This window comes from Salmonella sp. SAL04196 (assembly GCF_046550835.1).
GTDB classification, from domain to species: Bacteria; Pseudomonadota; Gammaproteobacteria; order Enterobacterales; family Enterobacteriaceae; genus Salmonella; species Salmonella enterica.
Window position 1 is genome coordinate 524,668 of sequence record NZ_JBGDXE010000001.1, and the last position, 21,412, is coordinate 546,079.

Annotated in this window: 17 protein-coding genes and 6 pseudogenes; 8 read left to right on the top strand and 15 right to left on the bottom strand. The window is 49.0% G+C overall.

Features of this window, described 5'->3' with window-relative positions; genetic code table 11:
- Positions 1-121: 121 nt before the first annotated feature.
- The 8 genes and pseudogenes from ACLJPE_RS02735 to ACLJPE_RS02770 form a co-directional block, all read right to left on the bottom strand.
- Entirely contained in the window at positions 122-874 is a 753-nt protein-coding gene (locus tag ACLJPE_RS02735) for a DNA-binding transcriptional regulator YciT (RefSeq protein ID WP_001088593.1), read from the bottom strand.
- Between the two features lie 86 nt (positions 875-960).
- Positions 961-1,140: a hypothetical protein gene (locus ACLJPE_RS02740; protein ID WP_001279854.1), complete on the bottom strand. Its 180-nt coding sequence runs from the start codon at positions 1,138-1,140 to the stop codon at positions 961-963.
- A 121-nt stretch (positions 1,141-1,261) separates the two neighbouring features.
- Entirely contained in the window at positions 1,262-3,244 is a 1,983-nt protein-coding gene (gene pdeR / locus ACLJPE_RS02745; protein WP_000977609.1) for a cyclic di-GMP phosphodiesterase, read from the bottom strand.
- 261 nt (positions 3,245-3,505) lie between these two features.
- Complete coding sequence (locus tag ACLJPE_RS02750) at positions 3,506-5,440, bottom strand: exoribonuclease II (protein ID WP_000485043.1); 1,935 nt, start codon at positions 5,438-5,440, stop codon at positions 3,506-3,508.
- Between the two features lie 244 nt (positions 5,441-5,684).
- Positions 5,685-6,662, bottom strand: a pseudogene (locus ACLJPE_RS02755) (CMD domain-containing protein); the annotation flags it as partial.
- A gap of 199 nt (positions 6,663-6,861) precedes the next feature.
- Complete coding sequence (gene fabI / locus ACLJPE_RS02760; protein WP_000506501.1) at positions 6,862-7,650, bottom strand: enoyl-ACP reductase FabI; 789 nt, start codon at positions 7,648-7,650, stop codon at positions 6,862-6,864.
- A 117-nt stretch (positions 7,651-7,767) separates the two neighbouring features.
- Positions 7,768-8,072: pseudogene (locus tag ACLJPE_RS02765) on the bottom strand (hypothetical protein).
- Positions 8,047-8,226: a hypothetical protein gene (locus tag ACLJPE_RS02770; protein ID WP_031601759.1), complete on the bottom strand. Its 180-nt coding sequence runs from the start codon at positions 8,224-8,226 to the stop codon at positions 8,047-8,049. Before ACLJPE_RS02770 ends, ACLJPE_RS02765 begins: the two are co-directional and overlap by 26 nt.
- A 34-nt stretch (positions 8,227-8,260) precedes the next feature.
- Here ACLJPE_RS02770 and steC point away from each other — a divergent pair, with 34 nt between their 5' ends.
- Both steC and ACLJPE_RS02780 read left to right on the top strand, forming a co-directional pair.
- Positions 8,261-9,634, top strand: a complete 1,374-nt coding sequence (gene steC / locus ACLJPE_RS02775) for an SPI-2 type III secretion system effector kinase SteC (RefSeq protein WP_039514092.1) — start codon at positions 8,261-8,263, stop codon at positions 9,632-9,634.
- Positions 9,635-10,071: 437 nt separating this feature from the next.
- Positions 10,072-10,779, top strand: coding sequence for an EAL domain-containing protein (locus tag ACLJPE_RS02780; protein WP_001268410.1), 708 nt, complete (start codon positions 10,072-10,074; stop codon positions 10,777-10,779).
- Positions 10,780-10,794: 15 nt separating this feature from the next.
- Here ACLJPE_RS02780 and sapF read toward each other — a convergent pair whose 3' ends face one another.
- Genes sapF through sapC form a run of 3 tightly spaced genes read right to left on the bottom strand, consistent with a single transcriptional unit; the run spans position 10,795 to position 13,485 of the window.
- Positions 10,795-11,601 carry a peptide ABC transporter ATP-binding protein SapF gene (gene sapF, locus ACLJPE_RS02785; protein ID WP_000230462.1) on the bottom strand — a complete coding sequence of 269 codons (807 nt, stop codon included), beginning with the start codon at positions 11,599-11,601 and terminating at the stop codon, positions 10,795-10,797.
- A 1-nt stretch (position 11,602) separates the two neighbouring features.
- Entirely contained in the window at positions 11,603-12,595 is a 993-nt protein-coding gene (gene sapD, locus ACLJPE_RS02790; protein ID WP_001128869.1) for a peptide ABC transporter ATP-binding protein SapD, read from the bottom strand.
- Positions 12,595-13,485, bottom strand: coding sequence for a peptide ABC transporter permease SapC (gene sapC / locus ACLJPE_RS02795; RefSeq protein ID WP_001146150.1), 891 nt, complete (start codon positions 13,483-13,485; stop codon positions 12,595-12,597). Before sapC ends, sapD begins: the two co-directional genes overlap by 1 nt.
- Before the next feature lie 134 nt (positions 13,486-13,619).
- Between sapC and ACLJPE_RS02800 the strand changes: the two are divergent.
- Positions 13,620-13,974: pseudogene (locus tag ACLJPE_RS02800) on the top strand (Arm DNA-binding domain-containing protein); the annotation flags it as partial.
- Positions 13,975-14,307: 333 nt separating this feature from the next.
- Here ACLJPE_RS02800 and ACLJPE_RS02805 read toward each other — a convergent pair.
- Entirely contained in the window at positions 14,308-15,030 is a 723-nt protein-coding gene (locus tag ACLJPE_RS02805; protein WP_001605114.1) for a hypothetical protein, read from the bottom strand.
- Positions 15,031-15,500: 470 nt separating this feature from the next.
- Here ACLJPE_RS02805 and ACLJPE_RS02810 point away from each other — a divergent pair, with 470 nt between their 5' ends.
- The 5 genes and pseudogenes from ACLJPE_RS02810 to ACLJPE_RS02830 all read left to right on the top strand — a co-directional run.
- Complete coding sequence (locus ACLJPE_RS02810) at positions 15,501-15,683, top strand: recombination protein NinG (RefSeq protein ID WP_001096568.1); 183 nt, start codon at positions 15,501-15,503, stop codon at positions 15,681-15,683.
- A 131-nt stretch (positions 15,684-15,814) separates the two neighbouring features.
- Positions 15,815-16,318, top strand: a pseudogene (locus tag ACLJPE_RS02815) (pertussis toxin-like subunit ArtA); the annotation flags it as partial.
- 19 nt (positions 16,319-16,337) lie between these two features.
- The gene (locus ACLJPE_RS02820) at positions 16,338-16,763 is read left to right on the top strand and encodes a subtilase family AB5 toxin binding subunit (RefSeq protein ID WP_000727928.1); all 426 of its coding nucleotides are present in this window, start codon (positions 16,338-16,340) and stop codon (positions 16,761-16,763) included.
- An 80-nt stretch (positions 16,764-16,843) separates the two neighbouring features.
- Positions 16,844-16,987: pseudogene (locus ACLJPE_RS02825) on the top strand (holin); the annotation flags it as partial.
- A gap of 158 nt (positions 16,988-17,145) precedes the next feature.
- Positions 17,146-17,448: pseudogene (locus ACLJPE_RS02830) on the top strand (recombinase family protein); the annotation flags it as partial.
- Between the two features lie 230 nt (positions 17,449-17,678).
- On the opposite strand, the gene sapB reads toward ACLJPE_RS02830, so the two are convergent.
- The 3 genes from sapB to pspF form a co-directional block, all read right to left on the bottom strand.
- Positions 17,679-18,644 (bottom strand): peptide ABC transporter permease SapB, encoded by a 966-nt coding sequence (sapB, locus tag ACLJPE_RS02835; RefSeq protein ID WP_000583298.1) that lies wholly within the window; start codon positions 18,642-18,644, stop codon positions 17,679-17,681.
- On the bottom strand, positions 18,641-20,290 hold the full coding sequence (gene sapA, locus ACLJPE_RS02840; RefSeq protein WP_001241628.1) for a peptide ABC transporter substrate-binding protein SapA: 1,650 nt from the start codon (positions 20,288-20,290) through the stop codon (positions 18,641-18,643). Before sapA ends, sapB begins: the two co-directional genes overlap by 4 nt.
- A 111-nt stretch (positions 20,291-20,401) precedes the next feature.
- On the bottom strand, positions 20,402-21,382 hold the full coding sequence (gene pspF / locus ACLJPE_RS02845; protein ID WP_001543112.1) for a phage shock protein operon transcriptional activator: 981 nt from the start codon (positions 21,380-21,382) through the stop codon (positions 20,402-20,404).
- Between the last annotated feature and the right edge of the window lie 30 nt (positions 21,383-21,412).

The window sequence follows — 21,412 nt, forward strand, 5'->3', positions numbered from 1 at the left end:
TTCGCTAATATTAATTTTACGATGTTACGCTCGTTACAACAGGTAAATAGTCTTAATTGGGATGTCAGAAAAGTCTTAGAGAGAGGATGATTTGCCATAGGGCAAACCATCAGGAAATATTTTAAACGGATGAGCCAATAACATTGACTAGCAGCCCCGCATGTTCTAACTGCATTTGATCGCTGGCGGAAATTTTGGAATCCGTAATGACACGATGGAAGCGAGAGAGCGGGCCCAGGGGATAGGGATGCACACAGCCAAATTTGGAGCTGTCGGTGAGGACAATCGCTTCTGAGCCTTTTTCCAGAACAGCGTTAACCACATCCGATCGCATCATGTCGCGTCCGGTAAAACCGGTATCAGCCTGCCAGCCATCAATACCGATAAATGCTTTGCTGAAATGCACTTGATGGATAAACTGTCGCGTCAACGGCCCTACCATGCTTTCACTTTTTTTCTGATAGATTCCACCAAGGAGAATGACTTCGCAAGGGGTCTCTTTGAGCAGGTGCGCGATATAACTGCTCACGGTGATGATCGTGACATCTTTTTGTTCCGCCAGCGTCCGGGCCAATAGCGCATTGCTGCTGCCATTTTCAATAAAAACGGATTCCCCTGGACTGACCAGCGAGGCGGCGAACTCCGCCAGTCGGCGTTTTAGCGTGTAGTTCGTCATCATGCGAGTCTCTACGTCATCGCTCTCAAGCGAAACGGCGAAACCGTGCGCACGGCGTAAATAGCTCTGCTTTTCCAGGGTATTCAGATCCTGACGAATCGTGACTTCAGATACGCCGGTAATTTTCGCCAGTTCAGCAACGCTCATCTGGCCTTTATCAACCACCATTTGCAAAATTGATTGTTGTCGGGAGTTCATAGTATTAATTTTATTCGTTAAGAGGAGTCAACAGACAGTCAGAGAGCCGGGAAGGGCTAACGGCCATCCCGGACAAATAATCGCTATCAGATTTCCCAGGGCGACCCGGGAGCCTGGGATGGCGAGATACCGTCTTTAACCTGATCTAACAGCTCTGCTCTCAATATTTCAAGGTTATTGATGGCCGAGTGGTAATCGCCAGCAACAAGGATATCCAGCACGGTATCAATGCGTGCGGCAATTCGTTGTGCTTCGATATCAGACATGTTTGTCATCCTTAATGTCAGAAAAGGTTTCAATTCATGATGCAGAAATTAATCTGAAAAGAGAAGGGAAAAATAGGGCTATGCCTGTCTGCACAGGCTGTTCTCCCTATTATCGTCGCCATTAACGCATTTTTTTCGTCTGATAACGTTTGTACCAGCGTTCAAAAGAAACGGCGGGCATAGGTTTGGCGAATAAAAAGCCCTGTCGTTCATTGACGCCGTTTTTTGTCAGGAAGGCATCTTCTTTAGCATTTTCTACACCTTCGGCAATCACTTGTAAATTTAGCGCCTGAGCCACCGCGACAATCGCCCTAACCAGAGATTGCGACAGCGGTTGCTTATGGATATCTCTGACGAAAGCCTGATCCAGTTTAACGGCATCAATAGGGAACCGGGCGAGTTGAGAAAGCGAAGAATACCCGGTGCCAAAATCATCCAGATGAATCTGGGCGCCGAGCTGACTAAATTGCTGGATAACCGATAGCGCCAGCGTGTCGTTTTCGATCAGGCAGCTTTCCGTTAGCTCGACATCGATCGGGCAATACTCAAAATTCAGATCGTACAAAGCCTGTTTAAGCGCAGTAAAAAGCGTCTGGTCGGCCAGTTGTCGCGCCGAAAAGTTAACGGCTACGCGCAAGTTAATCCCTTTATCGCGCCATTTCGCAATCTGGCGAACCACATCCAGAATCACCCAGCGGCCCAGCGGGACGATGAGTCCTGACTCTTCGGCGTATGAGATGAACTCCAGCGGCGGAATTAATCCGCGTTCCGGCGATTGCCAGCGTACCAGCGCTTCCAGGCTACGTACTTCGCCGCGCCAGGTAATTTTGGGCTGATAGTGAATAAGTAACTGGTCGTTTTCCAGCGCTTTTCGCAGGTTTGTATCCAGCCAGTGATAGTCAAATACGCGCTGATTCATTTCCGGCGAAAAAACGCAGAACTGACCGCGGCCGCCTTCTTTGGCGTTATACATTGCGGTGTCGGCAGTGCGAATGAGACTTTCGCTGTCCTGTCCGTGCCGGGGGGCCAACGAAATGCCAATGGCGCATCCCGTGTAAACTTCAATGAGTCCAATACGAAACGGTTGCCGCAGACGGGTAAGAATTCGTGAGGCTACTGCTTCCAGCGCGGCCTGAGACGTATGGGCAGCGAGGACAATGAATTCATCTCCCCCCAGTCTGGCCAGCAATTGATCTTCCTCCAGACAACTCAACAGCGCCAGCGAAACGGCCTGTAGGAGCTGATCGCCAAACATATGCCCATAGGCGTCATTAATTTTCTTGAAATTATCCAGATCGAGATAAACGATACCCACCTGCGACTCCCCAGCCGAGGCAATAGCATGATTAATAAATTCATGAATAGCATTGCGATTGGGCAGGCCGGTGACGGTGTCTGTATTCGCCAGTATGCGTAAACGCTCCTGAGCCCGCCTTTCTTCGGTGATATCCGTGCCTGCGCAGATCAGGAAAATTTCGTTTTTTCCGCTGCCGTTATGGACGAATTTATTACGAAATAAGAACAGGCGTTGGCCTTTACGGGTCTTTATCCAGCGTTCGATTTCATAGGCATTGCCATTGCGAAAAAAATTCTCAATGTAGTGCCGGGAGGCAACCGCCTCCCGGCGACTCATAAATAATTTAAAGACGCTTTGACCAATTACATCTCGCTCTTTTAAGCCCGTGTACTCTTCGCATGACTGATTAAATCGACAGATTTTTCCCTGACTATCCAGTATCGCAATGACTGAGTTGGCTTCTGATACGATTTGCTCGGCAAAAGAGAGCTCCTGCGCCTGCGTTGGCGCGACGGCAGGCGTATCAGGCCAGGTTGCCAGGCTGCCAGCCCATTCACGGTTATTAATCTTACGGCCTACCAGGTGTACTACGGTAACCTGTTTTTCTATCAACAACGTTATCAGCAGACTGGACGTAATCGCCGTTATTTCCCGGATACGCCCGGCTTGCTCCGGCGATAGCTCGACCGTTTTTTCTGTATCCGTTTCACCTGTCGGGGAGAGATACAGCACGTTGCGGTTATCAGCCAGACGCCAGTGAGAGTGAAGGGGACTTAGCGCCGTTTGTTCCTGAATCTGTTTCATCATGCATACCATCCCATTTAAGCGCCAGGTGCCCGAAAAGAAAGGTTAGCCATGTTATAAATAAGGGTAATTATGGCTGAACGTATTGTTTTATCTATGTATTCATATGTAATCCAGATTCTGGAAAAAGCATAGTCGCCAGCTAAAAATAACAAGAAATGGGGCGCTTGAATAAGATTAAACGCAGAGCATGACGGAAGGGAGAAGAAGAAAAGAAACGGCCTTTGCCTTCTCAGCAAAGGCCGTTGAGCGAGCTAAGCGTGGTTACGCTGCCGGTCGGGCAATAATGCTGCGGGTTTCCATGCGAACTTCCGCAATAGTGACATCAATGACATCCGTCACTTTATAAACCGTCTCACCTTTAATCTGTACCGTACCGTTTTCCTGGCTGCATACCAGTTCATCGCGAACGGCGTGCAGGAACGGGGCAGGGATAAAGGCGATAGCGCCGTTATCGACCAGTCGCACACGCATACCACCGCGGCTGACGTCAATAATTTCTGCCGCGAAACGGGTATTTGTCCCCGCCTTATCGTTAAGGAAGCGTGCATATAACCAGTCGCCGACATCGCGCTCCGCCATACGGTTCAGGCGACGGCGTTCCGCCATTTGCTGGGTGATATCTTCCTGCGGACGCGCAATAGCTTCCCCCTTGATGACCGCTTTCAGCAGGCGATGGTTAATCATATCGCCATACTTACGGATGGGAGAAGTCCAGGTGGCGTAAGCCTCAAGACCAAGACCGAAATGCGGTCCCGGCTCGGTGCTGATTTCCGCAAAAGACTGGAAGCGACGAATGCGGCTGTCAAGGAAACCGGAGGGCTGCGCATCCAGTTCGCGACGCAGTTTACAGAAGCCTTCCAGCGTCAGCACCTCTTCGGCATCGACATGCAGACCATGCGTTTTCAGCAGTGCGGTCAGCGCGTCGGCATTCGCGGGATCGAAGCCCGTATGTACGTTGTAAATACCGAAACCGAGCTTATCGCGCAGTACGCGCGCGGCGCAAAGGTTAGCGGCGATCATCGACTCTTCTACGATACGGTTAGCGATACGGCGCGGTTCCGCCACAATATCCAATACTTCGCCTTTTTCGCCAAGCACAAAGCGATAATCCGGGCGGTCTTTAAAGACTAACGCATGATGATGACGCCACTCACTGCGGCTTAGACAAATACGGTGCAACAGACGAATCTGCTGGGCAATGCCTTCGTTATCCGGCTGCCAGGTGCCGTTATTTTCCAGCCAGTCGGAGACATTGTCGTACGCCAGCTTGGCCTTCGATTCGATCGTGGCCGCAAAAAAGGCGATATCATCGTCAATGGTGCCGTCTGCGGCGATTATCATGCGACAGGCGAGCGCCGGACGCACTTCGTTGGCGCGCAGCGAGCACAGATCGTCAGACAGCTCACGCGGCAGCATAGGAATATTGAAGCCCGGCAGGTAGTTGGTGAAGGCGCGAATTTTCGCGGCGTTATCCAGCTTACTGCCTTCGGCAATCCAGGCGGTAGGATCGGCGATAGCCACCGTAAGCTGGAGTCTGCCGTCCGCTAATTCCTCAGCATAAAGCGCGTCATCCATATCTTCAGTGCTGGCGCTATCGATAGTGACGAAATTCAGCGCGGTAAGATCCTGGCGCTCCAGCCCTTCGTCCAGCATCTCCGTCGCTACGCCGTTCGGCGCTTCTTTTTCCAGGTTGTGGCGGGCAAGCGTAACCCACCAGGGAACAAAGTGATCGTCGGCAAAGGTGATGTACTGCGTTAAATCGGCGTAAAACGAACGGTCGCCTTTAAGTGGATGGCGGCGCATTTCGGCAACCGCCCAGTCACCTTCTTTGAACTCATGCTGAACGCCGCGCGCGGCGCGGCAGGGAATCGCGTCTTTCAGCAACGGATGATCCGGCACGATGGACAGGCGGTCATTTTTACCCTGAACTTTTCCCACAAAGCGCGTCAGGAACGGTTCGATCAGTTCTTCCGGCTCGGCAGACTCCCGTTCTTTTTCCGTGTGGATGACCGCGACGATACGATCGCCATGCATCACTTTTTTCATCTGCGGCGGAGGAATGAAATAGCTTTTTTGCGCGTCAACCTCAAGGAAGCCAAAGCCTTTTTCCGTGGCTTTTACGACCCCTTCAGCGCGCGGCGTCTGGGAATGCAGTTGCTGTTTAAGCTGCGCTAGCAGCGGGTTGTCCTGAAACATATTCGTCTATTTTCGTAGCCAAAAGAGCGGCTGACAGTTTTACGCGATTCTGCCTGGCGCAGCAAGCGCTCTTTCTGTAATGGATGAGTTAATAGGTTTCGCCCAACGCGATTTTTAAACGATTTAACCATCCGCACACGCCGCACCAGCCTAACATATTAATGGCCTGCTCCGATGAAACTCCCCTGGTGAGTAGCGGGAAAAAATGCGCGGCGCTAAAGCGATCGGGCGCTCTGGTGAGCCATTGTATCGCCTGTGTCAGCGCAGGCTCAAGTTCCCAACGAGCGATGTCGTCGTCTTCCTGGCGTAACGTGATGACAGCGCGACGCCACGCGCCAGGTTGGGTTGCCTGTTCGTTAAAGCAGGCGGCGCTGCCGTTGATACGTGATGTGAGGAGCGTGATAAGTGGAAGTAAAGAGGGGGGCGACGCAGTGTGTAATGTGCTGGTCAGTATGCGTTCGAGTAACGCGAATGAAGACGGATCGCGCATGAGTACCGGCGCCATCATTTGGCATTGTGAAGACGAATATTGCCGCTGAACTTTGGTATGGGCGGGAGGATATTCTACCAGACTGGCGGCGGGCCGCCATATCGTCTGGGGGTTTTGAAACCGCGCGGCCCTGGCAAAGCGCTGCATCTCCTGGCCGGGCAGTTCGCGCACGGGCAGACGGCAAAACGCCTGAAATATCGCCGCTACCCGCGCCTGAAAACCGATAAACCCAATGATCTGATTGATGAGTACGGTATCCCGGGTGGTTAATCCCACCTCTGCAAGTTGTTCGCGGGCCCGCGTATTGATAACGGAGGGGGAGCCGGCAAGCTGACGAGCGTATTGCGTAATTTGCGCCAGCCGTTGATTGCTCTCTCTTGAGGCATCAGGGCCGGGTAGCGGCGCCAGACGCGCGGCATAATAGCGGCACAAACGCTGAACCCCAAATACCTGAGCGGCGGTCAGCGCGGTGCTCATACGTTCATAGGCGCTAAACGTATGAAGCCGGTCGTTGAGAACCGTGCGGGGAAATAAGACATCCGCCAACTGGCGAGCTGGCTTTAACCATGATTCAAAAGGCGTCAACGCGGTTTTTGCTACCGCTAAATCCAGTAAAAATCGATCGTTAACATACGCGGCTTCCGGCATCAGCGAAAGCGGGGTTTGTGACGACATAGTGGATTGTGTTTCATGATACCAGTGGCTTTTACCCGCTTTTCGGCATTGTTCCATAGGGTTTCCCGAGGATGAAATGGCGATCGATAATGATTCGGCGTCGGATCGTTTATGCTGGATTATCCTGGCGTATGCGGGAAAGGGATGAAAGATTGTTAGGTGATAACAAATATCAGAACGCTATATAACGAGATGAGTGGTGAGTGAGGGGAATGGGGCAGCACAGCCGTGCTGCCCGCTAATAAACTTAATGCGCTTATTTGAGTTCCAGTTCATTCATTGCCGCAATGCTGAACCCGCCGTCAACATGGACGACTTCGCCAGAAATGCCTGCCGAGAGATCGGAGCACAGAAACGCCGCTGAGTTACCCACATCTTCAATGGTCACGGTGCGACGAATTGGCGTAACGGCTTCACAATGCGCCAACATTTTACGGAAGTCTTTAATACCGGACGCCGCCAGCGTGCGGATTGGACCCGCAGAGATGGCGTTGACGCGAACCCCTTCCGGTCCCATAGCATTTGCCATATAACGCACGTTAGCTTCCAGAGAGGCTTTCGCCAGACCCATGACATTGTAGTTCGGGATGGCGCGCTCCGCTCCCAGATAAGACAAGGTCAACAGCGCAGAACCAGGATTCAGCATGGTGCGGCAGGCTTTCGCCATGGCAACAAAGCTGTAAGAGCTAATATCGTGAGCGATTTTAAAGCCTTCGCGGGTAACCGCATTAACATAATCGCCGTCCAGCTGATCGCCAGGCGCGAAACCGATCGAGTGTACGAAACCGTCAAATTTCGGCCAAACGTTACCCAGCTCTGCAAACATAGCGTCAATGCTGGCATCTTCAGCGACATCACACGGTAAAACGATGCTGGAACCCAGCTGGGCAGCAAATTCTTCTACGCGGCCTTTCAGTTTGTCGTTCTGGTAGGTGAACGCCAGTTCAGCTCCTTCGCGGTGCATCGCCTGTGCGATACCGTAGGCGATGGACAGTTTACTGGCCACGCCAGTGACCAGAATGCGCTTACCGGAAAGAAAACCCATAGCTTTAATCCTTATAGTCATTGCTTATTTTTTGCTTTTACGAACAATGGTTAACAGCAACTTTTCAACATTATTCGAAATTAGTCTGAAATTATATCCCACTCCTGACCCCGTGTGTCACGCTATTTTTCCGCCGCTATCTCCGGCAGGTGACGTTCTAAAACCACACGGTAACGAAGTCCCTGAGGATTTTGAGCACTCCCCAGGGCCAAGCTGGCAAATCAAAGAGTCTAATGGGACAGGCCCTACGCTGCAGTATACCAGCTGGTGTAAGGTTCGCCTCATCCAACCAGAGAGAGACACCGGGACGGATAGCAAGTACGCATAGCGATGCGCCTTCCACCAGACAAATAAAGGTTCTGTAGGAAGCCTGAATATTCATCCGAATGGTTTTCCTCACCTATTAACGATGTTATGGACATGTAACTTTAACCAGCAAATGCTTAACAAAAATAATTTCTTTTTTAGGCGCTGTAGGTTTTCTCTATTTATTGATACAGAGTAATACTGAATATGAAAAATTTTTGAAATCAGGTGATTACAGTAGTTACAAATCGGGTTTTTATATGTTTGCATGTGTATTATAATAAATTTTCAGAGGATGAGGCATATGCCGTTTACATTTCAGATCGGAAATCATAGTTGCCAGATATCAGAAAGGTATTTAAGAGATATCATTGATCATAAAAAAGAGCATGTTTTTTCAACGTATGAGAAATTCATAGATTTTTTCAGGAATATATTTACCAGGCGAAGTTTAATTTCTGATTATAAAGAGATATATGATCTACTGTGCCAAAAAAACGAGCGTCCCGATATTTCGAAGCCTTTCTCGCTACGACCATTTTCGAGGCGAGATGAAGACTGTACACGATGGCGCCCCCTTCTTGGATATATTAAACTTATTGATGCCTCCAGACCTGAAACAATGGATAAATACACTGTAGAGGTATTAGCACATCAAGAAAATATGTTACTACTACAGATGTTTTACGATGGAGTATTAGTGACCGAGACGGAGTGTTCTGAACATTGCGTCGATTTTTTAAAAGAAACGATGTTTAATTATAATAACGGGGAAATTACGCTTGCCGCTTTGGGTAATGATAATCTACCGCCGAGCGAGGCAGGTAGTAATGGAATCTATGAGGCTTTTGAGCAACGTTTGATAGACTTCCTGACCACGCCCGCCATGGCGTCTGGTGATGAGAGCGGCGCTACTGATCAGACGGATGCATCACAACCAGCGGCAATAGAGGCGTTTATTAACTCGTCGGAGTTTAAAAAAAATATTCGCATGCGTGATATTGAAAAAAATAAAATAGGTAGCGGAAGTTATGGGACAGTCTATCTGTTAAATGATGAGTTTGTTGTTAAGATTCCAATTAATGAGCGGGGAATAAAAGTGGATGTTAACTCTCCGGAACATCGTAATTGTCATCCTGATCGTGTCAGTAAGTATTTGAACATGGCCAATGGCGACAAGGATTTTTCTCGTTCGGCCATCATGAATATTAATGGTAAAGACGTTACGGTTTTAGTTTCAAAATATATTGAAGGTCAGGAGTTCGATATTGAAGATGAAGATAACTATAGAATGGCGGAGGCGCTTCTTGAATCCCGGGGGGTTTATATGCATGATATAGATAACTTAGGTAATATTCTGGTTAAAGAGGGGGTACTTTTCTTTGTGGATGGCGATCAAATCGTGCTGTCACAAGAATCCCGGCAACAGCGAAGCGTTTCCCTTGCAACAAGGCAACTGGAAGAGCAAATTAAGGCCCGTTACCTGATAAAATTAAAGCAGGCCGAGACCGAAGGAAATACTGAAGATATTGAATATTATAAGTCACTTATTACAGAGCTTGATGAGTTAATCGGAGAGGAAGAACAGACACCTGCGTCAGGAAGACGTTTTAAACTAGCCGCGCCGGAGGAAGGGACTCTTGTGGCTAAGGTATTAAAGGATGAATTAAAAAAATAGCATTTAGTTCCGTTCTTTTCTGCGAATCGCCGGGGCTCATTCGCTACAGATTTGCCGATCAATTATTGAGAGTTGCTATTCGTTTAAAAGTCGTTCGGGGGATCTGGACAGCCTGCAGCGGAGATGCAACTCGCAAGTGGATGAAATGCCTCGCGATGATGCAACAACATTAACTCGCCTTGATTTTTCCCCTCTACCTGGCAAGAAGACCCCGGCTTTACGGATGGTCTCTTGCCGTCGTATTAGCGTTGTTTGGCGTAGTATGTAAATTTCCTTATAGCAATAGAAGAACATTCTCAAAACATAAAATTAGCAAGTTATCATGAAGTTAACATATATTGTTTTTTTCGATCATTTTTTATATATTGATCGTTTTTATTGATTGATTTGCGTTAAAAGCGCATTATCAGGGAGTTAAGATCAAGTGGAGTGGTCACATGCGCTATTTTTTTATGGCAGAGCCGATAAGGGCAATGGAGGGGGATTTACTGGGTGTCGAAATCACTACCCATTTTGCATCGTCGCCCGCTCGTCCGCTACACCCTGAGTTTGTTATCTCGTCATGGGACAATTCGCAGAAGCGCCGTTTTCTGCTTGATCTGTTGCGGACAATCGCGGCCAAACATGGCTGGTTTCTACGCCACGGCCTGTTCTGTATCGTAAATATCGATCGGGGTATGGCGCAGCTTGTCCTTCAGGACAAAGATATTCGCGCATTACTACACGCCATGCTATTTGTGGAGCTGCAGGTCGCTGAACATTTTTCATGTCAAGATAACGTCTTAGTCGATCCTTTAATACACGCGCTTCATAAACAACCTAATCCATTATGGCTGGGCGACCTGGGCGTAGGGAACGCAACCGCTGCGCCATTAGTTTGCGGGTGTTTTAGCGGCGTAAAACTTGATCGCAGCTTTTTTGTCTCACAAATTGAAAAAATGACGTTTCCGCTGCTTGTCAAACATATCCGGCGTTATTGTGACAAGATCGTGGTGGGTGGCCAGGAAAACACACGCTATTTGCCAGTGTTAAAAACGGCAGGCATTTGGGCAACCCAGGGCACGTTATTTGCTTCCGTTGCGTTAGAAGAGGTTGAAACATTGCTGTTGGGCAGTCGCATGAACACCCTCAGAGAATCAAACTGAGGGTATTTGTTTCGCTTAGCGATCCTTTCGCCATGCGTCAGCGGTCAGCGCCTCGCCAAAATGGCCTGCGATTAAACGGCGGGTAAGCTCATGTAGCGGAGAGGCGAGCACATCGGCGGTGCTGCCGCGTTCAACCACTTCCCCCTGATGCATCACTAATACCTGATCGCTAATATGCTTCATCATGCCGATATGCTGCGTGACATAGATATAGGAGATGCCTTGTTTTTCCTGCAATTCAAGCATCAGATTGATGAGCTGCGAGCGCATGGACATATCAAGCGAAGCCAGCGCTTCGTCCGCGATAATGACTTTAGGGCGTAAAATCAGCGCGCGGGCCAGGCCCAGACGCTGTTTCTGCCCCGGTGCCAGCATATGCGGGTAGTAGCTCACGTGATCGGGCAATAGCCCCACCATACGCATCGTCTCGACAATCTGTTTGCGCCGCTGTTCCGGCTCCAGATCGGTATTAAGGCGCAGGGGGAAGTCAAGGATCTGCGAAATACGTTGACGTGGATTCAGTGACGTTGAGGGGTCCTGAAAAATCATTCGAATACGTTGGCTTCGAAACGAATAGTCGCCGTAATGCAGGGGATGATCGTCAATAAGAAGCTCGCCGCTGGTGGGTTCAATCATGCCGGCCAGCATCTTTGCCAGCGTGGATTTGCCGGAACCGTTTTCGCCAATAATGGCCAGAGTCTGACGCTCACGAAGCGTAAAGCTTAATGGTTTCACGGCGTCGACGGTCTGGCGGCGAAACCATCCTGTCCGGTAGCGAAAGGTTTTACTCAGGTTGCGCACTTCAAGCAGAGTTTCCACCATATCACTCTCTCTCCATATTCAGCGGAAAATGACAGGCATAGAGATGATTTTTCGCGCCGGTTAAGCGTGGCGTGATAATGCATTCTCGTTGCGCGTAAGGGCAGCGCGGCCCCAGACGACAACCTATCGGTAACTGCTCCAGTAGCGGGATCGCGCCCGGCAGCGTATTCAGACGGCTTTTATGCGGCATCGCGCTGCCAAAATCCGGAATCGCGCGGATAAGCGCCTGCGTATAAGGATGATGTGGCGTCGTCACCAGATCTTTACTTGGCGCGGTTTCTACCGTCTGGCCGCAGTATAAAACGTTGATTTTGTCAGCCCACTGACTCAGCATTTGCAGGTCGTGGCTAATCAACAGAATGGTGGTATTACTGTTTTGATTCAGTCGGGTCAGCAGGCGAAAAATTTGCGCCTGCGTCGTTGGTTCCATTGAGTTGGTGGGTTCATCAGCGATCAGGAGTCGCGGTTGATTCGCCAGCGCGATAGCGATCATGACTTTCTGACACTCGCCATCGGTCAGTTCATAGGGAAAACTGCGCATCGCGTCTTTATGATCTTTAATTCCCACCCGGTGCAGTAATTCAATAGCACGCCGTTTACGCCAGCCTAAACGCTGCCACCAGCGGCCTTTATAGGTCCAGGCGGGAATATTTTGCATTAGCTGGCGGCCGACGCGTTCGGAAGGATCAAGGCACGACTGCGGCTCCTGGAAGATCATCGACACATTATGCCCGACCAGCTTACGCCGTTCACGAGAGGAGAGGCGCAGCAGATCGATATCATCAAAACGCATACGGTCGGCAGTGACTCGCCAGTTGTCTTTCGCGACGCCGCAAATAGCTTTAGCAATCAAGCTCTTTCCGGAACCCGATTCACCTACCAGGCCGCGAATTTCGCCTTCGCTTAATGTCATACTGACGCGATCGACCGCTTTTACCCAACCTTCGCTGGTTTTAAATTCAATGGTGAGATTGCGGATATCCAGTAACGGCATTATTCCACCCCCGCAATAATCGCACGACGAATCCCATCTCCGAGCAGGTTTACCAGTAAAACACTGAGCGTTATCGCCGCGCCGGGTAGCATAACGGTCCACGGCGCGACATAGATTAGCTCCAGCGCATCTCCCAACATGGCGCCCCATTCAGGAGAGGGAAGCTGCGCGCCGAGATCTAAAAATCCCAGCGCGGCGATGTCCAGAATCGCCATCGACAGCGCCCGGGTAATTTCGGTGACCAGACCGGCGGTAATATTCGGTAAAATGGCGAACCACAGAATATTCAGCGTTGTCGCGCCATCCAGACGGGCGGCAATGACGTACTCTTTTTCCAGTTCATCATGCACCATGCTATAGACAGAACGTACCATTCGCGGCAACAGGGCCAGCCAGACGGCAAACATCGCGTGTGACAGATGTGGGCCGGCAAATGCCACGACGATAATCGCCAGCAAGAGCGAAGGGATGGAAAGCAGCGTGTCCAGAATATGGTTCAGTACGGCAGAGCGTAAACCGTGCGTCGCGCCTGCCACTACGCCGAGGACTAATCCACATAGCGTAGCCGCCAGCGTTACGATAAACGCGCCGCCGACCGTGGGCGCCGCGCCGCTTAACAGGCGGCTCAGCACATCGCGCCCCAGATCGTCAGTCCCCAGAAAAAAGGAGACTTCGCCATAGCGTGACCAGGAGGGCGGCAGTAGCTGATAGCCCAAAAATTGCTGATCGATACCATAGGGCGCGATCCAGCCGCCAAAAATACACAACAACGCCAGACCGGCGCATCCATACAGACCCACCATCGCAGGCGCGTCGCTATAAAATTTGCGCCAGGCAGTACGCAGGGTGCCTGGCGGGCGCTTTTCGCTGTAGACGCTATCGTAAGGCATATTTACTCGTTTTATTTTTGTTTACCATGCTTTATGTCTTTTGAAATTTTAAAACATTATCAATTAGTTATCGAGCGTTGGGGTTTTAATTTTGTGCACTTTGAGGTTATCAATTATGCAAAATGTGTAAACTAATGTGCATATCCTCTCATGGAGTGTACACATTGCTTGCCGATACAAAATTAAGAAAGGCTCCTGCAAAAAAAGAGACCAAATCAAGGTCATCTCAGACGCTCATGGTCTCAATGTCAGGCTCTCTACATCCGGCAGTATAACATTCTTTTACCGATACAGATGGAACGGGAACGCTGCTCAACTGACGATTGGCGATTATCCAACCATATCACTATCTCATGCCAGGGAACGCCGTCAGTACTTTAGATCATGGTTAACTGAGGGACTCGATCCTCGTCGCCAGATGGTACTGGAGAAGAAGAAAAAAACAGAAGCGTTAACCGTAAAAGAACATACGACTACTGGGAGAAGTTTTAGCACTGTACGGAATTTGGGCCAGGGTCATTAAGACCGACAGTGGCGGCTGGCGCCAGTTCGGAGTATGGCGCGATCAGGATGTTGCGGTATTAGTCTCTGGGAGGTTCACAATAAGACAGATCGGAATACTCCGGCATGGGGTGTTGCGTCTTAAACCGCTGCAGCGGGTCAGCAGGGGGAATTATATTTATTAGCTCAGATGTGAGCTGACAGTTACCGATTATTTATACAGTAACTGTCAGTTTACAATATCGCAAAAACATTAACAAAAATATAATTTTGATGATAACCCCTTGATCTACCCAAAAGTAATAGAGCTGAGTTTATGATTTAATCTATAGGACTTTCCAGCGTTACTCTTACGGACTTTCTTTTTACAGTGATAGTTGGCGGGATCGTCGTGCTTCTAAGATGTGTAAATGGGATTTCACCAGCATAAAATACACCAGCACCATGGTAACCAGAAACTTTGACATCTATGTAGCCTCTACTCCAGATCTCATTAGCAACCCTCTCTATAAAAGTATCACGTTCTCCAAACACCATTCGTTCAAAGAAACCAGCATTTCTATTCGCTTTATCTATGTCCTCCTTTTTAAAACTATTAGGCTCTCTTTTATCTGCGGAATAACAACTACTAATCCTTATATCCTTTATAACCTCTAAAACTTTATTAGCAACCAGAATATCAACCAGTTGTTTTGCAGAAAAAACAGAGTCGCCACTGGCTAGAACATTAGTGCCTGCTGCACCATGACCGGTAATATAGACCTTTTTAAACGCACTTAATGTGATCTCATCTAGTATGAGGTTTTCTTGCTGCCGTGCAACAATACCTACAGCTGCTCCGCAATTTACATCATTAGTGTATTGTTGCAGATCAATGTGACTCGAAAGAGTTTTATAATGAGTGCTGATTGTTTTTTCAAATTCGGACGCTGCGTCTTTACTTATAAAAACACCAGGATATAAGTGCTTCCCAGAAAAAACTCTGGATATTTGTTGTCCCAGCATATGCAGGCAAGCCGATTTGTTGAAGCCTTTCTCTCCCATTACTAACAAGAAACCACTTTTTTGCTCAACCTGTGAAATATTATAAGCAATATTAGCTACCCTAATAATATCTTTGGCTAGGTTAGTTGCGCCATTTCCGAAGTGGCAGTGCCGGGGGCTGTCCCTCTAATATTGAGAATCGCGGCAGAAATAGGTTTCATCATATTCACCTCTCATGTAGTGATAATGGTTATTATGTGATATTTACTTTTTAATATTTATTTGTTATCACTTACCTGCTGTCCAGTCAATATTAATACATGATTACGCCTATTTTTACATTAATTTTACTGGTGCGGGATTGTATGATCTTGTTATTACTCAACGTAAGCCTCTGTTTATATATAATAAAATTGGAGAAATCTGTTGACTGTATTTTATTTACATTAATATAAATATGCTATGAATTATTACGCATGCATAATCTAACGTTATTAGATGCTATATCCGTAACCGGGTCTGAGGTGAGCATGGCTAAATTACCGCGCCGTAAATGCAAAGTTTGCCGGGAATGGTTTTCTCCTGCTTACAGCAACGTTGTCTGGTGCTGTCCTGAACATGGCGCTATCTACGCGCTGGAACTGCGTGCCAGGCGTATCAGGGATAAATACCAGACGGATAAAGCCGAACGCCAGGCGAACGCCGCAGTTTAAGGATAGGCATTGTGTGATTACGGGGATTTTCGTGCCCGTAAACCAGGGAGGTTTGTTTTTCTAATTTTATCCAGCGAGACGTAAAGTATGACTGAGCTATGGTTAGCACTCGGTTTAACACATTAGGTGGTTTGCCTGATAGTTTCTGTGGGAGGGGGTATGATAAAAAAGTAATATTATTTTTAGTGTTTTTCTGATTATGCAAGTGCCGTTGGTTTTGTATATCGTGTTGACTCGAGACCTTCAGATGTGATTTTTCGGGATGGTTTTGCTTCGCACGGTAATAACAGGAATCTTCAGCAACATATAAGAGATGACTCCTGTGCATCCGGTAGTCGAGACAGTACTATATTGCGACTATCTCAGATATTAATGAGTCTTATAATATAGCACGATTATATTACTCCAGAGCAACATTTAGCGGCAGGTTGTACAGATACAGAATCCGTGCAGACAATAGTTTCTACAGCCTTCCGCCGTCTGTTGCTTATATTGAGTTATGTGGTATCCAGTTTGGTCATTTTGAGCGAGTGATGATGCGGTTACAAAGTGAGTATGTATCTGTAAATTCTATCCCAATTGAAAATATCCATGAAGCAGTTGAGCTTGTTTACGAGAGAAATGCAAGTATGGTAAATATTGTTGGAGTGGATTATGAAAAAGAAATTAAAGGTTCTGACTCTTGCTCTTGCGTCATTATCCAGTGTTTGTTATGCAGCTATGGCTGATTATGATACGTATGTGAGTAATGTTCAGATTAAAAACCTGTCTTATGGTGTGTATACGTCAGGGGATAAGGAAACTCAGTTTTTTTGTATCGAACTGAAGCGCGGGAGTGAGGCTATTAGTGTCAATGCCATGTGTAAAGTGGATGTGTACGGGAATCATAAACAGGGGTTTGATAACATGCTAAATATAGCAAAGTATTATTATACAACAGGGGGGGATGTAAGGATATATTATAAAGAGAATGTTTGGCGCGACCCCGATTTCAAAAGTGCATTCTCTTCCAGGGAATTAATTGCGATAACTACTTGTAGCTCATCAAGTTATTGTATGGGGCCTATGTTGACAAATTAAATGTTGCTGGGTATTAAACGCTCTAAAGAACAGGCTTAATCTTGTTGGTGAGACGGTCTGAACCTTTATCAGGTTCCTGTATGGCTGTAGCGATCTGTGGGGCAACGATATTTAGACTGTTTACTGGAGCGGATTTTGGGATTGTATTTTGAGCATTTGCGGGAACGTTGTTCGTGGCAACAATGCCGCAGATACTGTCACCCCAAAGCACTCCTTCAAGCTTCTGACAATTGTGGGTGGTTTGTTTGATGGAGTGCCTCTTAAGATTAGAACTCTCACCATAAAGGCTGCGCATTTACGTGGCCTTTTTCGTATTCAGCCTCACGGGAAACACTCACTACGCGCTTTGTTGGATAAATCCAGCCCGTGAAGCCTGCTCCTTTTAGTCAGGACGTTATCAGAAGGGGACACACTGGTTGTATGGAAGCTTGATCGCCTGGGTCACAGTATGCGTCATCTGGTCGTTCTGGTAGAAGAATTGCGCGAACGCGGCGTTAATTTCCACAGCCTGACCGACAGCAGCATAGACACGTCGACGCCAATGGGGCGATTCTTCTTTCATGTCATGGGCACACTCGATGAAATGGAACGTGAATTGATTGTGGAAAGAACCCGCGCTGGACTGGAAGCGACAAGGGAGAGGGGGTGTAATGGTGGCCGACGACCGAAACTAACATTGGAACAATAGGCGCAGGCCGGGCGTTTGATTGGGGCTGGCGTACCGCGACAGCAGGTAGCGATACGTAGTGAAACCCGGAGGCGCTGATACAGAAGATAAATCTCCGGCAATCATCATCGAAGCATGGACTGCCGGAGAAAGTAGAAAACAAAGTGTATATATTTGTGTACTAAAAAACGAACTTATCACAAAAATAAAAGCATAACTTTTTGATTTAATGATATTTTTATTGTTTCTTATCGTAAGGCATACCATTCCTTATGTTTCAGAGGGTTAGCCATAGCACCCAAAATATCGGAAATCACATTGACCACAATAACCAGCGACCCAATGACCATCACGCCAGCGGAAATAGCGGCATAGTCCTGCTGACGAATGGCGTGAATTAACCATCGTCCCAGCCCTGGCCAGCTGAAAACCATTTCGGTAATCATCGCCAGCGTTAACATGGTTGAAAACTGCAGGCCAAGACGGGGAATGACCGGCGGCAGCGCATTATGCAACACGTGACGGCGTAAAATCGTAAAGCGCGACAAGCCGCGCGTGGCCGCCGCTTTAACGTAGTTCTGATCGTAGACCTCAATAGTGCTGATTCGCATCAGGCGGATCACTTCTGTGGTCGGCGCGACGGAAAGCGTGAGCACCGGTAAAACCATATGTCGTATGGCGCTCATCACCATTTCATCGCGCCACGGCGAATCTGAAATCCAGGCGTCAATGATGGCGAAACCGGTAACCGGTTTAACTTCATAAAGTAGGTCAAATCGCCCGGATACCGGCAGCCACCCCAGCGTGAGCGAAAAGAACAGTGTGAGCAGAAGCGCCAGCCAGAAAACCGGAATTGAGAAACCTAATAGCGCCAGCGCGCTGATAAAACGATCCGGCCATTTGCTACGCGTCACGCCAGCCAGCATCCCGACCGGGATGCCGACCATCAGCGCAAAACCAAAGGCGAGAATGCACAGCTCCATCGTGGCGGGAAACACCTCTTTAAGCTGTTCGGAGATCAGTTGGCCGTTAATGCTGGACACGCCAAAGTCCCAGTGCAGCAGACCGTTGAACCAGAAAACCCAGGCATTCCATAATGATGCGCCTTGTAGCGGCGCGTGCGGCGTAAAATAGCTCAGGCTAAAGCCGATAAAGGTCAGGAAGAATAGCGTCACCAGCAACAGCAATAACCGACGCAGGGTGAAGATAATCATGGTTTTTTCACCTCTTCGTGTTTTTCGCGGGAGACGCCGGCAAAAGACGCATTGCCGAACGGGCTTAACACCAGCCCTTTAATATCGTAGCGGTAAGCCTGCAGGCGTAGTGATGATGCCAGCGGCAGTATCGGCAGCTCTTTCTCCAGGATATTCTGCGCTTCCTCATACGCTTCTATGCGCGAAGCCAACTGCTGCGACGACAGTGCTTTACGCAGCACGCTGTCAAATTCAGGGTTACACCAGTGGGCGAAATTGGTTTGCGAATTGATGGCCGCACAGCTTAACAGCGGTCTGAAAAAGCTATCCGGATCGTTGCTGTCCGTGGCCCAGCCGGATAAGGTCAGATCGTGATTCATATCCATCAGGCGCGCCTCCTGAAAACGACCTTCAACCGGCACAATGACCACTTTTACGCCAACCTGCGCCATATCTGCCTGAATAAGCTCCGCCGTTTTTAGCGGACTTGGGTTCCAGGCCTGAGAACTGGTCGGCACCCAGAGATGCAGCGTAAGATTCTCAATGCCCAGCGCTTTTAGCTGTTCGCGCGATTTTTCCGGATTGTACTCCGTAATTTTGGCATCGTTATCGTAAGCCCATGAGGCTCTCGGTAAAATGGAGGCTGCGGTTTCTGCCGTGCCGTAATAAATCGACTGCATCAGGCGCTGGTTGTTGATCGATAAGGCCAGCGCATGGCGCACTGCGGGATTATTCAACGGCGGCTTATCGGTGTTAAAGGCCAGATAGGCGATATTCATCCCCGGGCGCAACGTCAGGCGCAAACGCGGATCGTCGCGTAAAATAGTTAGCTGGCTGGCGGCGGGCCAGGCCAGAACATCGCATTCACCGGTCAGTAATTTTGATAAACGCCCGGTACCGCCGGAGCCTAAATCTACCACCACTTGCGGCATCAGCGGTTTGCCGCGCCAAAACCCATCGTGGCGCTGGAGACGAATAAACTGCCCGGCACGGTACTCCGAAAGCTGGAAAGGCCCGGTGCCGACCGGTTGGCGGTCTAGCAGTTCCTGACGATCTTTTCGGCTAAGCTGCGCGGCGTACTCAGCGGACATGACGGAAGCGTAGTGTGTAGCCAGATGCCATAAAAAGGAGGCGTCTGGCTGCGTCAGGCGAAACTCAACGGTGTTATTGTCCAGCTTACGCACGCTTTTTACATTGTCGGCGAACTGTAGGCTATCAAAGTAGGGGAAGCTACTGCCGTTAATGTTATGCCACGGATGTCGACGATCGAAAATCCGCTGAAAGGTAAAGACAACATCATCAGCATTGAGTTTTCGGGTCGGCGTAAACCAGGCGGTTTTTTGAAAGGAAACGTCGCGGCGCAGGTGAAAACGGTACGTTGCCCCGTTATCCAGCACTTCCCAGCTTTCTGCCAGCTCTGGGACTAAACGATAAGTATAGGGATCGACATCCAACAGGCGGTCATATAACTGGGCGGCCAGGGTATCGACGATGAGGCCGCTGCTCGCTTTTTGCGGATTAAAGGTGTTGACCTGCCCGCTGACACAATACACAAAGCCGCTATCGCGAATATCTGCACTCGCAGTTTGTTCGGGCGCAGTCGCAGCCGTAGCCTGACTACTCAGTAGACCCGCTATCACGATCAGAGACGATAAAACCAGGCGCATAATAGTTAAGTTTTTGAAGTTCAATTTGCAAAGTGTATCGCACTTCGGCCCGCCACGTAAAAATGTCGGTGGATAACTGGCGTAAATGTCGTCAATTAGCCGGAGAAATAGCTAAAGCTGATGCTTTTTAAGCAAGGCGCGAAACTGGTGGTAGGTGAGTGCCAGCAAATCGGCGGCTCGTTTCTGGTTAAATTTCGCCTGCTGTAAGCTACGTTGCAGCAGCGCTTTTTCCTGTTGTAGTTGAAACTCCCGCAACTTGAGCGGCAGGTCGGGCGTGGCGGTTGCCGATGGCAGGGCGGGCGCGGGCGGTTCGGCGGGATGGCGTTGAAAAGGATCGATAACAATTTCATCCAAAGGATGTTCACTGCTGCCGTGGCGATACACTGAACGTTCGACTACGTTTTTCAGCTCGCGGACATTACCCGGCCAGGCGTAATGCAACAACGTTTCTTTTGCCCGATCGGTAAAACCGGGAAATAAGGGCAGACGTAGTTCACGACACATCTGAATAGCAAAATGCTCGGCCATCAGCATGATATCGCTCTGGCGTTCGCGCAGCGGCGGCAGTTGTACAACATCAAAAGCCAGCCTGTCGAGCAGATCGGCACGAAATGTTCCTTCCTTTACCATGGCGGGTAAATCGGCATTGGTGGCGCATACTAATCGCACATTAACCTGTAACGGCTGGCTGCCGCCGACGCGCTCTAGCTCGCCATATTCAATCACCCGCAGCAGCTTTTCCTGGACCAGCATCGGCGCTGTCGCCAGTTCATCCAAAAACAGCGTGCCGCCATCGGCGCGTTCAAAGCGACCGGGATGACGTTTTTGCGCCCCGGTAAAAGCGCCCGCTTCATGACCAAACAGTTCGGAGTCCAGCAGATTTTCGTTAAGCGCCGCGCAGTTAAGCGAGATAAGCGGCCCCTGCCAGCGTGAAGAGAGATAGTGCAGGCGATTGGCGATAAGTTCTTTACCCGTACCGCGTTCGCCAATAATCAGCACTGGCTTATCCAGCGGCGCGAGCCGGGAGACTTGTTCCAGTACTTCAAGAAAACGGTTTGCCTCGCCGAGCAGGTTATCTTTAAATTCAGCCATGATGAAAATCGCCACTTGTTAGTGTTTTTC

Bases quoted from the DNA above. Each gene is read 5' to 3' on its own strand.
- ACLJPE_RS02750 (WP_000485043.1), bottom strand. From the start codon at position 5,440: ATGTTTCAGGACAACCCGCTGCTAGCGCAGCTTAAACAGCAACTGCAT.
- ACLJPE_RS02735 (WP_001088593.1), bottom strand. From the start codon at position 874: ATGAACTCCCGACAACAATCAATTTTGCAAATGGTGGTTGATAAAGGC.
- sapC (WP_001146150.1), bottom strand. From the start codon at position 13,485: ATGCCTTACGATAGCGTCTACAGCGAAAAGCGCCCGCCAGGCACCCTG.
- steC (WP_039514092.1), top strand. From the start codon at position 8,261: ATGCCGTTTACATTTCAGATCGGAAATCATAGTTGCCAGATATCAGAA.
- sapD (WP_001128869.1), bottom strand. From the start codon at position 12,595: ATGCCGTTACTGGATATCCGCAATCTCACCATTGAATTTAAAACCAGC.
- ACLJPE_RS02820 (WP_000727928.1), top strand. From the start codon at position 16,338: ATGAAAAAGAAATTAAAGGTTCTGACTCTTGCTCTTGCGTCATTATCC.
- fabI (WP_000506501.1), bottom strand. From the start codon at position 7,650: ATGGGTTTTCTTTCCGGTAAGCGCATTCTGGTCACTGGCGTGGCCAGT.
- ACLJPE_RS02780 (WP_001268410.1), top strand. From the start codon at position 10,072: ATGCGCTATTTTTTTATGGCAGAGCCGATAAGGGCAATGGAGGGGGAT.
- ACLJPE_RS02805 (WP_001605114.1), bottom strand. From the start codon at position 15,030: ATGGGAGAGAAAGGCTTCAACAAATCGGCTTGCCTGCATATGCTGGGA.
- sapB (WP_000583298.1), bottom strand. From the start codon at position 18,644: ATGATTATCTTCACCCTGCGTCGGTTATTGCTGTTGCTGGTGACGCTA.
- pdeR (WP_000977609.1), bottom strand. From the start codon at position 3,244: ATGATGAAACAGATTCAGGAACAAACGGCGCTAAGTCCCCTTCACTCT.
- ACLJPE_RS02770 (WP_031601759.1), bottom strand. From the start codon at position 8,226: ATGCAAACATATAAAAACCCGATTTGTAACTACTGTAATCACCTGATT.
- ACLJPE_RS02740 (WP_001279854.1), bottom strand. From the start codon at position 1,140: ATGTCTGATATCGAAGCACAACGAATTGCCGCACGCATTGATACCGTG.
- sapF (WP_000230462.1), bottom strand. From the start codon at position 11,601: ATGGTGGAAACTCTGCTTGAAGTGCGCAACCTGAGTAAAACCTTTCGC.
- sapA (WP_001241628.1), bottom strand. From the start codon at position 20,290: ATGCGCCTGGTTTTATCGTCTCTGATCGTGATAGCGGGTCTACTGAGT.
- pspF (WP_001543112.1), bottom strand. From the start codon at position 21,382: ATGGCTGAATTTAAAGATAACCTGCTCGGCGAGGCAAACCGTTTTCTT.
- ACLJPE_RS02810 (WP_001096568.1), top strand. From the start codon at position 15,501: ATGGCTAAATTACCGCGCCGTAAATGCAAAGTTTGCCGGGAATGGTTT.